Source organism: Ruminococcus sp., assembly GCF_016283395.1.
The window spans coordinates 127,508-142,157 of the sequence record NZ_JAEEMU010000038.1 but is presented as its reverse complement, the minus strand read 5'-3'; the positions used below and the strand labels follow the sequence as shown (position 1 = coordinate 142,157).

Below are 14,650 nucleotides of genomic sequence, written 5' to 3'. Positions count from 1 at the left end.
TTATATCCTCCTTATGGAATTGTGGTGATAATGACATCACAATTTCCTTTTATAACGTAATTTCCTGTGCCTGCGGGAACCAAAACACTTGTACCCATTTCAAGGCTTATGCAGCAGTTATCTGTGCTCAGCTCGCCGCTGCCGCCGATAACGAGAACATGAGAGAACGAGCTGTCATCGGCAAAAAGCTCAGCTTCCTTGATAAGTCTCTCTCTGTTGACGTTGAAATAATCACATTCAGCCAGAAGCTGTATAACAACACCGTCAAGCTCCATACCGTAGACAGGTCTGTGCGGGTCAAGGGGCTCGGTATTTGTAACTTCGAGAGCCTTTTCGATGTGGAGCTGTCTCGGCTTGCCGTCAGCACCAAGTCTGCCGTAGTCGTAAACGCGGTATGTAACATTGGAGCTCTGCTGTATCTCGGCAATGAGTATTCCCTTTCCGATAGCGTGGAGAGTACCGGGCTCTATGAAGAAAACATCGCCTTTCTTTACGGGAACACGGTTCACCTTGTCCATGAGTGTATTATCCTCAATTGCTTTGCGGAACTCTTCCTTTGTTATCTTCTCCTTAAAACCGTAAACAAGCTCTGCATCAGGTTCTGCGTCGATAACATACCACATTTCGGTCTTGCCGTTGTCATTTTCATATTTATGAGCGTATTCGTCACAGGGGTGGACTTGAACTGATAAGTCGTTTTTGGCATCGATAAGCTTTACGAGTACAGGGAAGCCGCTGAATTTTCTGCAGTTCTTCCCAAGTATCTCAGGGTGCTTTTCAATAAGCTCAGAAAGCTTCATTCCATCGAATTCGCCGCCGCTGACAACAGACTCGCCGTCTGGGTGACAGCTCAGCTCCCAGCTTTCCGCGAGACGTTCCAGATCACTTTTCTTTCCGAAGATATCTCTCAGTTTAGTGCCGCCCCAGATATAATCTTTAATAGGTGCATTGAGTAAAAATGGTTTCACGATAGTGCCTTTCTGTATGGAACACCATCTCGGCGTTCCGTGATATTGATATGTTATTGCTTTTTTTCAGCCATTGGGAATTCCTTTTCAAAGTCTTCCACAGAGCCGTTGTATACATTTAAGTCGATATGTTCCTCTTCACCGTCATATCCTGTAAGAGTGCCCTTGTCACTGTACTGCCAGAACTTCCAGTCGAGCAGGTCTGGCTCGCAGTTCACATTCCTTATCCACAGCGGATAGTCCGAGAAACTTCCTCTTATGTATCGGAAATAAACGGGGAGAGTAGTGTAAATTATTGGCTTGACACCGTAATACTCCTCAAGCCTTTCAATAAGAGGACGAAGTATCTTTTCGGTCTCTTCCTTTGAGGGCTTGTTGCTGCGCTTGTCGGCATAGTATTCTATGTCGATAACAGGCGGAAGGTCTATTTCCTCAGGACTCACTGACGATATGAAGTTTTCAGCCTGAGTCTCTCCTGCGCTGTCAAAGCTGAAAAAGTGATAGGCTGAAACTCTTATGCCTGTTGAAGCAGCTCTGTCCAGATTTCTGCGCACTGATTCATCGGTGTGACCGCTGCCCTCGGTAGCCTTTATAAAAGCGAATGATACATTTTGTGATTCAAGCTCCTGCCAGTTGATATCTCCCTGATAGTTTGAAACATCAACTCCGAATACAGGATATTTTGCCCTGTTGACCTTAGCTGTGGAGAAGAACAAAGCTCCTGCCGCAGCAGCAGTTATAAGAAATGAGCCCATCAGAGAGCAAAGGATATTTCTTTTTATGATATGCATATCAAATGCAGCTCCCCTCAAAAGCTCAAAGGCGATAACGCCGAGCAAAGAATCCAAAAGTCATACAATATATATAATAAACTAAAAACGGCAAATAGTCAACAGTTTTTTTGAATTTCTTTTCTGCGGCAATAGACAGCAGCAATGAAAAAGCAGCCTTTCGGCTGCTTTCTTTATATTATAGCGAAGAACTGTTTTTCGTCACGTGGGTCAAAGGGGACAAGCTTTTGGCTGCTGCGGGAAAGTACATATCCGTTGGTGCAGCCTAAAGGAGTCAGTGTAAAATGTCCGCTCCGTCTGTGTGCAGCTCTGAAAATGCTGCCAAGATGAGAATTTACGGGAACGCCTTCAAGTTCAAATGTTATGCCCTTTTCAGTCACCTTGATATTCAGGGCAGGCATATCCGAAAACGGGTGGCAGACCATACCGTTGACGATATAGTGTCCGCGCAGGGGCGTCACCTTAGTATCGCGGTAAAAGCGGTACAGAAGAGCTGCAACAGCCTGCTCGGTATCATAAAGACGATCAGTAATAGCATCTACAGGAGCAACGAACAGCTCCTGAGCATTGCGGCATATGGCAGCGGAATTGTTATTTATTGCAGTTGAGAAGCTGCTGCGCATTGAAAAGCGGCGGAGATGACTGTAGGTTATATGCTGCTCGGGAACGAATTCGGGGTACATTACACGGGCAAGGTCCTCATAGCGGATATGAACGCTGCGCATTTTTGAGAAATAGGTCATTTTTGCAGCATGGGGGAGACAGCACATATCCGACATCATATGCACAGCTCTTGCAAGATAGACTGCACCCTGTTTTACAAATCCGTTCTGGTGCATGGTAAGAGCCATTGTGTAGTCCTCCTCGAACATTGTACGGGCACTTTTTGCGAAAAGGTCCTTGCCGTTTTTATAGTAGCCGCTTATAGCTTTCTGCGGCTTTCCGTTTGTGTTGCAGGCGCAGTAATAGTGTCTGCCTGCGCCGTTTTCGCGGTCCTCGTTGTTGTCGGCTATGACAGTATATGGGAGCATTATTTTCAGCTGCGGACGTATGAGCTCGGCTGCTTCGGGAGCAGTCTCGTCAAGGAGCTTTAACGCTCTGATGAGGATATCCTCATGTATATTTGACGGCGGCTGAGTTTTGTTTTCGGTATATTTTTTAGTCAGCTTCTGGAGCTCATCAGTGACTTTTTTCCATTTATTATTCACGTTATCACCTTATATATTATATTACATCTTTAGGACGGAGAGGTCCGCCCGAGACTGATACGCTGTTATTACCTTATTAAATTATACATCACTTGTCAAAAATTGTCAATGATGTTGATGTGGAAGTACATTATTGCTGAAATATTGCTGCTTTCACTAAATCATCACATTTCAGCTTTATACTTATACAAGTATGCTTATTTGAAAGGAAAATAATTATGAAAAAAACAAGAATTGCTGCATTCTTATTTGCGGTATGCTTAGGTGCAGTTTCAATGACAGCCTGCGGCGATAGCAAGGACAACAAGAAGACAAAGACAAGTTCAAAATCTGCTGAGGACATAGAAGAAAAAGACCTTGAAGAAGCTCTTGACAAGCTCGACAAGGAGACAGCAAAGGAGAAAGAAGCTGCAACCGAAGCTGAGACAGAGCCGACGACCGTTGCTGAGATAAAATATGAGGCAACAGACGAGATAAAGAAAGCCCCTCTTAATTCAGGCTATATCCAGATAGGTGATACTGTATTCAGACGCGGAAATTATATGACGGTTGCAGAGTTTATTGAGGAATACGGTGACAAATTCGATATGTCTGAAATTCCTGTTGACGAATATCTTGCAACGGATAACGTAGGAGCTTATACGGACGCTAAAAGGATTAAATCATTTGACGATCCGCGACTTGAATTAACTGTATGTTATGGTAAATTTGATGCGGAAAAAAACGCTCGAGTAAAAGTTGCTGAAGCAACTATTGATGATGTATATTTAACTGAAACAGGTAAAATGGGCTTTTACCCTAATTCTATTAACCTTGATGACATAAGCAGCGAGCTGATTTTTTATCCGCAGGATGTAAAGCCAATGGATTATGAAGATGTAAAAACTCTTTGTACAGACCTTGGACTTAAAGAAGATGGAAAATTCTATGAATGGAGTTTTGGCACAAAGTATTATTATGGTGATGCTTTCGAAGAAAACAAAGACAGTTTCTATATTAGGATGAAAGCGGGAGAACCAAACTTATACAATTATTATCCACAGATAGATTATTACTTTTACTTTGATGAAAAGACTTTAAAGGCGGTAAAAACTGATTATTCTGTATCACGAATTGGTGAGGAATTTTTTCCTGTCGATGGATTTGAAGTAGTAGACGAGCAGGAATAAGAAATAAGCATATTGCTTTATATAGCAAAAGGCACTCAAATCGAGTGCCTTTTCTTTGTATACTGACATACAAAAAGGGCGTTCATACGAACGCCCTTAAATATTGCATATATATCAGCTATTAGCCGAGCTCTGCAAAGTACTTGATTGTTCTTACCATCTGTGATGTGTAAGAATTCTCGTTGTCATACCATGAAACAACCTGTACCTCATAGAGGCCGTCACCGATCTCAGCAACCATTGTCTGTGTAGCATCGAAGAGTGAGCCGTATCTCATACCGATAACGTCAGAAGAAACGATCTGATCCTCGTTGTAGCCGAATGACTCTGAAGCAGCAGCCTTCATAGCAGCGTTGATGCCTTCCTTAGTTACGTTAGCACCCTTAACAACAGCTGTGAGGATTGTTGTAGAACCTGTAGGAACAGGAACTCTCTGAGCAGAACCGATGAGCTTGCCGTTGAGCTCTGGGATTACAAGACCGATTGCCTTAGCAGCACCTGTGCTGTTAGGAACGATGTTTGCAGCACCAGCTCTTGCTCTTCTGAAGTCGCCCTTTCTGTGAGGACCGTCAAGGATCATCTGATCGCCTGTGTAAGCGTGGATTGTGCTCATGATACCGCTCTGGATAGGAGCATAATCGTTAAGAGCCTTAGCCATAGGAGCGAGGCAGTTTGTTGTGCATGAAGCAGCAGAAATGATCTTGTCATCCTTTGTAAGAGTCTTCTCGTTTACGCTGTAAACGATTGTAGGAAGATCGTTACCAGCTGGAGCTGAGATAACTACCTTCTTAGCACCTGCATCGATGTGAGCCTGTGACTTGTCCTTTGAGCAGTAGAAACCTGTGCACTCGAGAACAACGTCAACGCCGATCTCACCCCATGGGAGCTCTGCAGCGTTAGCCTTAGCGTAGATTGTAAGTGTCTTGCCGTCTACAGTGATTGTGCCCTTTTCATCATCAGCAGAAACTGTGTGAAGGTTCTCACCGATCTTACCACAGTAACCGCCCTGAGCTGTATCATACTTGAGAAGCTGAGCGAGCATTGAAGGCTTTGTAAGGTCGTTGATTGCAACTACCTCATAACCTGGAGCGTCAAACATCTGTCTGAATGCAAGACGACCGATACGGCCGAAACCGTTAATAGCAACTTTAACTGACATTGGATATACCTCCTAAAAATTTGTATAGATTAATTATAGCGCAACTCGGAAAATTTTTCAAGTGGTTCGATAAAAAAATAACAGATTTTTTTGTAAAAGTACATATTGAATAAATAATCAGCTGTTGAAGTTGATTATTTTGTCATGATTTTTGAGCATATAAACAATTTGGATAATGTGACGGAGCTTGGTTGTTGAAAGCTGACACTGCCGCTGATGTGTTTTGATGACATTTGTGGACTAAAAGTATGTTTTGGTTACCCTGATTTGACAGGCGTATATATAAAGATAATATATCGGTTTTGGAAAAATAAATAATAGAGAATGCGCATTTTTTATCATGTAAAATCAGCGGTGAAATAGCTTTTTGTGATGAAATTGTATGCATATCGGAGCGTGTCACATAAACCTGTGCTGCATCGTTTTATGAAGATATAGGGTGATTATCTCTGCCACATGAAAATCATAGTGTGACAGAAATGTGACAATCTAATAAAACTTAGCAATCTTAGACAGAAAAATGCAGGAATTTTGTTGACATTATTCAAAAAAAGCTGTATAATGGATATGTTGAAAAGATTTCAACATATGTAAAGCAGTATTTTTGCTTTTTGGAGAGTGCCTTATGAGTAAATCATATGAGATCGAAAGAAAATTCCTTGTTGAGTTCCCCGATGTTTCCGCGCTTGACGTAAAGCGCAGGATCGGTATCGTTCAGACTTATCTGAAAAGCGGACAGAATGGTTCTCAGCGCAGAGTCAGATCTGTAGATGAGAACGGCAGTGTGAAATATACTTATACTGAAAAGATCTTCCATACTCATGTTACAAGGGAAGAAAATGAATATGAGATAAGTGCAGAGGAGTACCGTACTTTGCTCGGGCAGGAGCTGAGAGATTGCCCTCCCGTAAAGAAGGTGCGCTACTGCTTTGACTATCACGATCAGCTCTTTGAGCTGGACACCTATCCTTTCTCGGATAAGCTTGCTATAATGGAGCTTGAACTAAGGTCGCCCGAACAGAAGATAGATTTCCCCGATAATGTAAAGGTCATTATGGAGGTCTCGGACGATATACGCTATTCCAATGCAGCACTTGCAAAGGCAGGAGCTTTTCCCGAGCAATAGATTGGAGAATCAGTTGATGTCAGAAAAATTTGTGCCCGCAGACAGTCCCGAGCAGCTTTCCGCTCTTTTCGGTCAGCTTGACGGAAATGTGGACAGGATACAGAAAAACTTCAATGTGACAGTCGTAAGCAGAGACGGCGGCATTAAAATAATAGGAGATGATGAGAATATCGGCGGTGCTGAAAAAGCTCTGAGAGCTTTGATGAGTATGGCTGATAAGGGCAACGCTGTCAATGAGCAGACAGTGCGCTATGTCTCATCTATGGTGGCTGACGGCGCAGAGCAGGAGCTACAGGAGCTTGGCGGAGATGGTATATGTGTTACAGCTTCGGGTAAGATACTCCGCCCGCGTACAGTCGGTCAGAAGCGTTATACAGACGCTATAAAGGAGAATACTATCGTTCTCGGCATCGGTCCTGCCGGTACGGGCAAGACCTATCTCGCAGTTGCAATGGCTGTAAAGGCTTTCCGCGAACATAAGATAAAGAAGATAATCCTCACCCGTCCTGCCGTTGAAGCAGGCGAAAAACTGGGATTTCTTCCGGGCGATCTCCAGGATAAGGTAGACCCCTATCTTCGTCCGCTCTATGACGCTCTTTTCGATATGTTCGGAGCAGAGAGCTTTGCAAGATACATGGAAAAAGGCATAATCGAGGTAGCTCCGCTGGCTTATATGCGCGGACGTACACTTGATGAAGCTTTTATTATACTCGATGAAGCACAGAATACTACTTCGGAACAGATAAAAATGTTCCTTACCCGTCTCGGAAACGAGAGCAGAATGGTCATTACAGGCGATATTACACAGATCGACCTTCCTGATACAAGAAAATCAGGTCTTGTTGAGGCTATAAAAGTACTTAAAGGCATCGACGATATACAAATACATCGCTTTACTGAAAAAGATGTTGTAAGACACAGACTTGTACAGGATATTATCAAAGCTTATGAAAAATATAACGAAGGGAGAAAAAATATTCATGGCTAAGTTAAAGGTATATGTTAAGAATAATCAGACAGAGGTGAAAGTTCCCGTTGGAATAAGACTGCTTATCAGAAGATGCTGCCAGGCAGTACTTACAACTGAAAATTTCGGCAAGGACGCAGAAGTAAGCGTTTCTTTCGTAAGCAATAGCGAGATAAAAAATCTCAATAAGATATACAGAAACAAGGACAGCGTTACAGATGTGCTCTCATTCCCGCTTACAAGCGAGGACGGTACTGTTGAGGTAAATCCCGAAACAGGCGCAGTACAGCTGGGTGACGTTGTTATTTCACTGGAAACTGCTGTAAAGCAGGCTCAGAACTTCGGTCACTCACTTGAGAGAGAAGTTGGCTTCCTTACAGTACATTCAATGCTCCACCTTCTCGGATACGATCACGAGACAAGCCAGCTCGACCAGCGCATCATGCGTGAAAAGGAAGAGTCCGTACTCGAAAAGCTGGGTATTTCCCGTGACGTTACTTTTGTTGTGAACGGAGATAATAACTGATGTCAAGGACTGCTTTCGTTACTATCGCAGGACGCACAAATGCAGGAAAATCCTCTCTCCTCAACGCTATCGTGGGAGAGAAGATAGCTTCTGTCAGCAGCAAGCCTCAGACTACCCGTACACGTATAACGGGTATACGCAATATCGACGATGTACAGCTTGTATTCTTTGATACTCCGGGACTGCACAAGCCTGTAAACAAGCTCAGCGAGCATATGCTCAATACGGTCAAGGAGTCCGTCAGTGATATTGATGCTGTGGTCTTTGTTATGGACTGCACAAAGAAGATAAACGAGCAGGAGCTTGAACTGCTGAAGTCAATGAACGCATCAAAGATGCCCATAATACTTGTGCTCAACAAGATAGACCTGCTGAAGAACAAGGACGAGCTTGCTCCTGTTATAGCTGAGCTTACAGCTAAGGTGAAGTTTCAGGCAGTCGTTCCTGTAAGCGTGACGGAAAACAGCGGTGTTGATATAGTAATTGATGAGATAATCGCACTTTCCGAGGAGTCGGTACACTTCTTCCCTGATGATATGATAACCGACCAGCCCGAAAAGGTACTGGCAGCAGAGATGATACGCGAGAAGCTCCTTATGCTCCTCAGCGATGAAGTGCCTCACGGTATAGCCGTAGGTGTAGAGCAGATGAGCGAGCGCGAGGACAAGGATATCCTTGATATATCTGCTGTTATCTACTGTGAGAAGGAGTCCCACAAGGGCATAGTTATCGGCAAGGGCGGAGCAATGCTGAAAAAGGCTTCAACTGCCGCAAGAATAGAGCTTGAGGACTTCTTCCAGATAAAGGTCAACCTCAAATGCTGGGTAAAGGTAAAAGAGGACTGGCGAAACAGAGAAAATCTCATCAGAAGCTTCGGACTTTCCGAGAAATAATTTCCGCTGATATTATGAACTATTACGCAGAAGATATTATGGGGGAATACTCCCGAACCATCAACTGCGGAGGTAAAAATGTCGGAGGATATACTTTGGAATAAATTTGCTGAAAGCGGCAGTATAGAGGACTATCTGCAATATTCGGCGCATAAGGAAGATAACCATGACAACTGTTGAAGGCATCGTCCTTAAAGAGCGTTCTGTTGGTGAACAGGACAAATTCATTGATATACTGACGGGAGAGAGCGGAGTTATCGAGGTTTCCGTAAAAGGCGCAAGGAAAATAAACGGAAAATCGGGGAGCTCCACTCAGCTTCTGGCATATTCACGGTTCTGCATAGACAAGAGAGGAAAGTATCTTTACCTCAACAGTGCAGAGCCGATACATATTTTTTACGGACTTCGTGATTCGCTTTCAAAGATATCTCTGGCAAGCTATTTTGCCGAGATAATGCGCTTCTGCATAAAGCCCGAGGCTCAGAACGGTGATATAATGCGGCTTTTGCTGAATTCGCTCCACTACCTTGAAACAGGTCAGCGTGATGAGAAGCTGCTGAGATCGGTTTTTGAGATGAGGCTTATGTCGGAGATCGGCTATATGCCCGATATCGTAGCTTGCAGAGGCTGCGGAGTTTACGAGCCTGAGGAGCTGTTTTTCTGTATGGAGAGCGGCGGATTTTTCTGTTCGGACTGCTTTGAAAACGACACAAAGGAAAACTACATGAAGATAAAGCTGCCTGTGCTGAGTGCGGTGCGGCATATAGTGCTTGCTGATTTCAGCAGGCTTTTCAATTTCCGTGTATCCGAGGAGACTCAGCAGAAGCTTTCCGCACTTACGGAAACATATGCACTTACTCACCTTGAACGCAGCTTCGGCACATTGGATTTTTACAAATCGATTTTGAGTTGTTAGAAAGTATAAAAGTTGAGAGTTGAGAATTGAGAGTTGAGAGTTAATGTAGTTACTGGGCTCACATTATTTCAATTTGTCGCCGTAGGCGACACCGCAACTCTAAACTCTAAACTCTCAACTCTAAACTGAATAAAAGGATAATTATGGATAAATATTTGAAAACACTTGAACTGGACAAGATACTTGAAATGCTTGCCGAGCTCACCTCAAACGAGGAGACTCACCGCATGGCATTGGCGGTACGTCCCGACAACGACCTCGAAAGAGTGCGGTATGAGTGTCTTAAAACCTCACAGGCACTGTCTCTTTCGGTGCAGTTCGGAACACCGCCTTTCGGCAATTTCAAGGATATAAGCTCTGTAGCTGCAAGAGCAAAGTCGGGAGCAGTCATATCTCTCCGCGACCTTATGGACATAGCAGCAATGCTGAGACAGATAAAGTCTTTGGCGGACTGGTATGCTCACTGTGAAAACGTTGAAACTGAGCTGAGCTACCTGTTTTCAAGATTGCAGCCTAACGACTGGCTGCTTGAAAAGCTTGAGCGTTCGATAATCTCCGAGAACGAGATAGCAGATGCTGCAAGTGCGGAGCTGGCTGCAATTCGCCGGAAAATAAACCGCGCAGGTATGCAGCTCCGCGAAACTCTCGACAAAATGATAAAGAACAAGACCACACAGCAGTATTTGCAGGAGAGCAATGTCACTATCCGTGACGGACGTTTCGTTTTGCCTGTAAAGTCCGAATACCGCGGACAGGTAAGCGGTCTTATACATGATACATCGGCTACGGGACAGACTATATTCATCGAGCCTATGGCAATAGTCGAGGCAAATAACGATATACGTCTCCTTGAAGCAAAGGAGCAGGAGGAGATAGAACGCATTGTCCGTCAGCTCTGCCGCGAGTGCGGCGAATATGCGGATATTCTTGCGGAGAATTACAAGGTCTGTACAGAGCTGAACCTTTATTTTGCAAAGTCGAACCTTGCTGCAAAGCTCAACTGCTCACTGCCCGAGATAACCGATGACGGAAAGATGTACCTTAAAAAAGCACGTCATCCTCTTATCGACAAGAACAAGGCTGTGCCTGTGGATATCAGTCTTGGTGAGGACTATCAGGCACTTATCATAACAGGTCCTAACACAGGCGGTAAGACAGTATCCCTTAAAACCGCAGGACTTCTTGCGGCTATGACAATGTGCGGACTGCTCATACCCGTTGCTGACGGAAGCAGGATATCCGTATATGACCATATCCTTGCAGATATCGGTGACAGCCAGAGCATAGAGCAGAACCTTTCCACATTCTCGTCTCATACTAACAAAGTCATTGAAATACTGAAAACAGCCGATGAGCAGTCACTTGTGCTACTTGACGAGCTTGGCTCGGGTACCGATCCTGTTGAGGGTGCGGCACTTGCCATATCAATAATCCGCCGACTTATGCTCAATGGCGCAAAGATAATGGTAACTACTCATTATCAGGAGCTTAAAGTATTTGCTATTGACGGTGAAGGCATTGAAAACGCTTCATGCGAATTTGATATCGAAACTCTGAGACCTACATACAAGCTTATCGTAGGTTCTCCCGGTAAATCCAACGCTTTTGCGATTTCAGAAAGTCTCGGTATGCCTGCTGATATAATCGCAGACGCGAAAACAAGAGTCAGCGAAGCAAATACCAGACTTGAAGAGGTAATAGGCAAGCTTGAAAGCACACGTCTTGAGCTTGAAAAGCAGAAAGAGGAGATATCGCGCCTTAAAGCTCAGACTGCGGAGCATGAAGAAGCTATCAGGATAGAGCGCGAAAAGCTTGAAGCAGCTAAGGCTGACGAGCTTGAAAAGGCAAGACTCCGCGCTATGACCATTATAGAGCAGACTAAGGCTGAGTCCAACGAGCTTATCGACGAGCTTGAAAGACTTCGCAAGGAAAAGGATAAAAAGGACTTCAGCGCAAACGTTTCAAACGTTAAATCTAAATCGAAGCAGAGCTTCAACAAGATGTACGATACGGCTAATCCTATCGACAAGCGTGACCCTAACGAGGGCTATGTGCTGCCGAGAAAGCTCCGCCGCGGAGATACCGTATATGTTGTAGACTTGCAGCGCAAGGGCATAATCTCGGGCGATCCTGACGGAAGCGACTTCGTATACGTTCAGATGGGCGTTATGAAAACTAAGATGAATATCTCCCGTCTGCGTCTCGAAGAGCCCGAAAAGGTAACTGTGAGCAACAAGTCCATACGTCCTAACCGAAAGATGAACAAGGTGGGCGTAAAGGCTGAGCGCAGGGGCAAAATGGAGCTCGATATCCGCGGAAGTGCCTGCGATGACGGAGTTTACCAGCTTGATGCATTCCTCGATCAGGCTGTTATGTCCAATATCTCAATGGTGACTATTATCCACGGAAAAGGTACGGGACTCCTCAGACAGGCTGTGCATAAGAGACTGAAATCCCACCCGTCAGTAAAGAGCTTCCGACTGGGACTCTTCGGCGAGGGAGAGGACGGAGTTACCGTAGTTGAATTAAAATAAGTATAAAATATATCATTATAATTGTAATAAAGGCATATTTTTTCTATAATTCTCCTTTAGGAGTTGAAAAAATATGCCTTTTAGTGTATAATAACTATAAGACACATTTTACACGAAAGGGGGATCTGTTATGAAGGAGCGCAAGACCATAGCAGTCATTGCGGCTGATGTTTTCAACAGCTATATGAATCGCATATTTATCGGCATTTCCGAGCAGTGCAGATCTCTCGGTTATGATGTGCTCACATTTCTTATGGCTTTCAATCTCGACAGCGGCGGTCTTATTCAGCAGGGCGAGGAGAATATCTTCTCCCTTATAAAAGCCGATGTTATTGACGGAGTAATACTTCTTGCGAGTAATCTTGCAAGCCAGAACCTTGTGGATAAATTCGTAAAGGTATTTTCACACTGGGGAATACCTGTAGTGGCTCTCGATCATGATTTCGATTTCTGCGACAGCCTCTATGCTGAGGATACCGAGCTTTTCGAGCAGATGACAGACCATTTCATAGAAGCTCACGGCTGTAAAAAGATAATGTGCCTTACAGGTCCAGAGGGAAGTCCTCCTGCAATGTCAAGACTTGAAGGATATAAACGCTCAATGAAGAAGCACGGGCTGGAAATAGCCGAAGATGATATTATTTACGGCGACTTCTGGAAAATAGTTTCTCAGCATCTTGCAAAGGAATTCATTACGGGCGAAAGACCTATCCCCGATGCTGTTGTATGTGCAAATGACGATATGGCAAGAAGTCTTTGCAATTCAATGGTAAAGGGCGGTTACAGGATACCCGAGGACTTTAAGATTTCGGGCTATGACGGCTCGAAAAAAGCCGTGTTGGAAATTCCTTCCATATCTACGGTGTGCCCCGAGAATATCAGAATGGGCGCAAGTGCGGTATGTATACTTCATAAGAGAATAACAGGTGAAGATGTTGCTCCCCTTGAAACACTTGAGCGCGGCAGGCTTATCCTTGCACGTTCTTGCGGTTGCGGAAGCAATACTCTGTTAAGCGTTGAGACAGGTGAAGAATACAACAACAGGATAAAACGCTATGACGATTACTATACAAAGAGCTGTATGCTTGACGAGCTTATGGAGGAAGAGAACCTCGACAGTCTGCTTCGCAGGCTCAATGGCTTCATATATACCATAAGAGGACTGGATACATATATGCTCTGCCTTTGCCGAAACTGGGATAACGTTGAAAAGGAAGATGACAATGATTATCTCCGCGAGGGTTATGCTGATATAATGGAAGCCAAGATGATATATACACGAAAGCATACGGAGTTTATCGGACGGGAATTCCATTCGGCAGATATAATCCCGCATTTCATGGACGAATACTGCGAAAGTCCGTCGGTATTCTTTCTGCTTCCTCTGCATTATATGGACAGATGCTTCGGCTATTCCATATTCAGATTTGAGGATATACGCAATGCCGAGAGCAGAGTTTTTGCGGAGTGGAACAAGAACATAGGCCTGGCTCTGGAATATCTGCGTGTGCGTACTAAGCTCATAAGTATCAATCAGCGTATTTTAATGAACTCTATACGTGATACTCTCACGGGAATATACAACCGCAAGGGATTAAGGAGAATGGCTGAAAGCATATTCCGCAAAGCCTGTGATGAAGGTGTGAAACTCTTTGTTATCATCGCTGACCTTGACCGTCTGAAAATGATAAATGACAATTACGGACATATCGAGGGCGATAATGCCATCATCGTTGTGGCTAATGCATTGCAGTCATGCTGCGGAATGAACGAGATATGCGCGAGAACAGGCGGAGATGAATACGCACTTATAGGCTGCGGAGATTATTCCGATGAGAGTGCGGAAATATATTTCGAGTACATACGAAGCTATTTGAGAAGATATAATGATGCGTCTGGTAAGCCATACAAAGTTGAAGCGAGTCTCGGTGCATTCTGCGGTGTCCCCGAAAAGGGCTCGAATATCGACGGATATATCAGCAAAGCTGACGCAAAAATGTATGAGGACAAGCAGATGCACAGAAAGCAGCGCGAGAACTGAAATAGGCTTTTTTAAAAGGGCTGAAAAAACGGCTTTTTCAACGGAAAACCATTGAATTTCGGAAAATAATGCAGAATATTCGTTTATATGCATAATGAGCAGCCTGCATAATTGTGAAAAACTTATAATGCGGACAGGGAACACTGTTTTCGGCGTTCCCTGTTTTTGTGTGTAAACTCAAATGAAAAACGGGGATAAAATGCGGTTTTAAGTATTGACAAAAACGTGAAAATATGATAAAATAAACTGAATTGCAAAAGAAGCTTAGGTTTCGGAGCAAGACTATTGACCACTTCCTACGAAGTCGAGGCCATACGGACAGCCGGGTCAAATGCCGACCGCCGATCTTTCG

The 14,650-nt window shown here is 44.1% G+C and carries 12 protein-coding genes; 8 read left to right on the top strand and 4 right to left on the bottom strand.

Annotation, left to right across the window (positions count from 1 at the left end; all coding sequences use genetic code 11):
• Positions 1-11: 11 nt before the first annotated feature.
• The 3 genes from QZZ41_RS07265 to QZZ41_RS07255 form a co-directional block, all read right to left on the bottom strand.
• Entirely contained in the window at positions 12-968 is a 957-nt protein-coding gene (locus QZZ41_RS07265; protein WP_295069913.1) for a type I phosphomannose isomerase catalytic subunit, read from the bottom strand.
• Positions 969-1,021: 53 nt separating this feature from the next.
• Entirely contained in the window at positions 1,022-1,759 is a 738-nt protein-coding gene (locus QZZ41_RS07260; RefSeq protein WP_295069911.1) for a GH25 family lysozyme, read from the bottom strand.
• A 173-nt stretch (positions 1,760-1,932) separates the two neighbouring features.
• Positions 1,933-2,967, bottom strand: a complete 1,035-nt coding sequence (locus QZZ41_RS07255; RefSeq protein WP_295069909.1) for a hypothetical protein — start codon at positions 2,965-2,967, stop codon at positions 1,933-1,935.
• Positions 2,968-3,185: 218 nt separating this feature from the next.
• On the opposite strand from QZZ41_RS07255, the gene QZZ41_RS07250 reads away from it, so the two are divergent.
• The gene (locus tag QZZ41_RS07250) at positions 3,186-4,136 is read left to right on the top strand and encodes a hypothetical protein (protein WP_295069907.1); all 951 of its coding nucleotides are present in this window, start codon (positions 3,186-3,188) and stop codon (positions 4,134-4,136) included.
• A 121-nt stretch (positions 4,137-4,257) separates the two neighbouring features.
• Here the strand turns inward: QZZ41_RS07250 and gap are convergent, their stop codons facing one another.
• Complete coding sequence (gap, locus tag QZZ41_RS07245; RefSeq protein ID WP_295069904.1) at positions 4,258-5,295, bottom strand: type I glyceraldehyde-3-phosphate dehydrogenase; 1,038 nt, start codon at positions 5,293-5,295, stop codon at positions 4,258-4,260.
• Between the two features lie 625 nt (positions 5,296-5,920).
• Here gap and QZZ41_RS07240 point away from each other — a divergent pair.
• From QZZ41_RS07240 to QZZ41_RS07210, 7 genes are all read left to right on the top strand, one after another.
• On the top strand, positions 5,921-6,421 hold the full coding sequence (locus QZZ41_RS07240; protein ID WP_295069902.1) for a CYTH domain-containing protein: 501 nt from the start codon (positions 5,921-5,923) through the stop codon (positions 6,419-6,421).
• 16 nt (positions 6,422-6,437) lie between these two features.
• Positions 6,438-7,409, top strand: a complete 972-nt coding sequence (locus QZZ41_RS07235; RefSeq protein WP_074714675.1) for a PhoH family protein — start codon at positions 6,438-6,440, stop codon at positions 7,407-7,409.
• Positions 7,402-7,914 (top strand): rRNA maturation RNase YbeY, encoded by a 513-nt coding sequence (gene ybeY / locus QZZ41_RS07230; RefSeq protein ID WP_295069899.1) that lies wholly within the window; start codon positions 7,402-7,404, stop codon positions 7,912-7,914. Before QZZ41_RS07235 ends, ybeY begins: the two co-directional genes overlap by 8 nt.
• Positions 7,914-8,807 (top strand): GTPase Era, encoded by an 894-nt coding sequence (era, locus tag QZZ41_RS07225; protein WP_074714676.1) that lies wholly within the window; start codon positions 7,914-7,916, stop codon positions 8,805-8,807. The genes ybeY and era overlap by 1 nt, the downstream gene beginning before the upstream one ends.
• 166 nt (positions 8,808-8,973) lie before the next feature.
• Positions 8,974-9,723 carry a DNA repair protein RecO gene (gene recO, locus QZZ41_RS07220; RefSeq protein WP_295069895.1) on the top strand — a complete coding sequence of 250 codons (750 nt, stop codon included), beginning with the start codon at positions 8,974-8,976 and terminating at the stop codon, positions 9,721-9,723.
• 143 nt (positions 9,724-9,866) lie between these two features.
• Positions 9,867-12,257 carry an endonuclease MutS2 gene (locus tag QZZ41_RS07215; protein ID WP_295069893.1) on the top strand — a complete coding sequence of 797 codons (2,391 nt, stop codon included), beginning with the start codon at positions 9,867-9,869 and terminating at the stop codon, positions 12,255-12,257.
• 130 nt (positions 12,258-12,387) lie between these two features.
• A complete protein-coding gene (locus tag QZZ41_RS07210; RefSeq protein ID WP_295069891.1) occupies positions 12,388-14,298 on the top strand; it encodes a GGDEF domain-containing protein in 1,911 nt (636 codons plus the stop codon).
• Positions 14,299-14,650 lie beyond the last annotated feature (352 nt).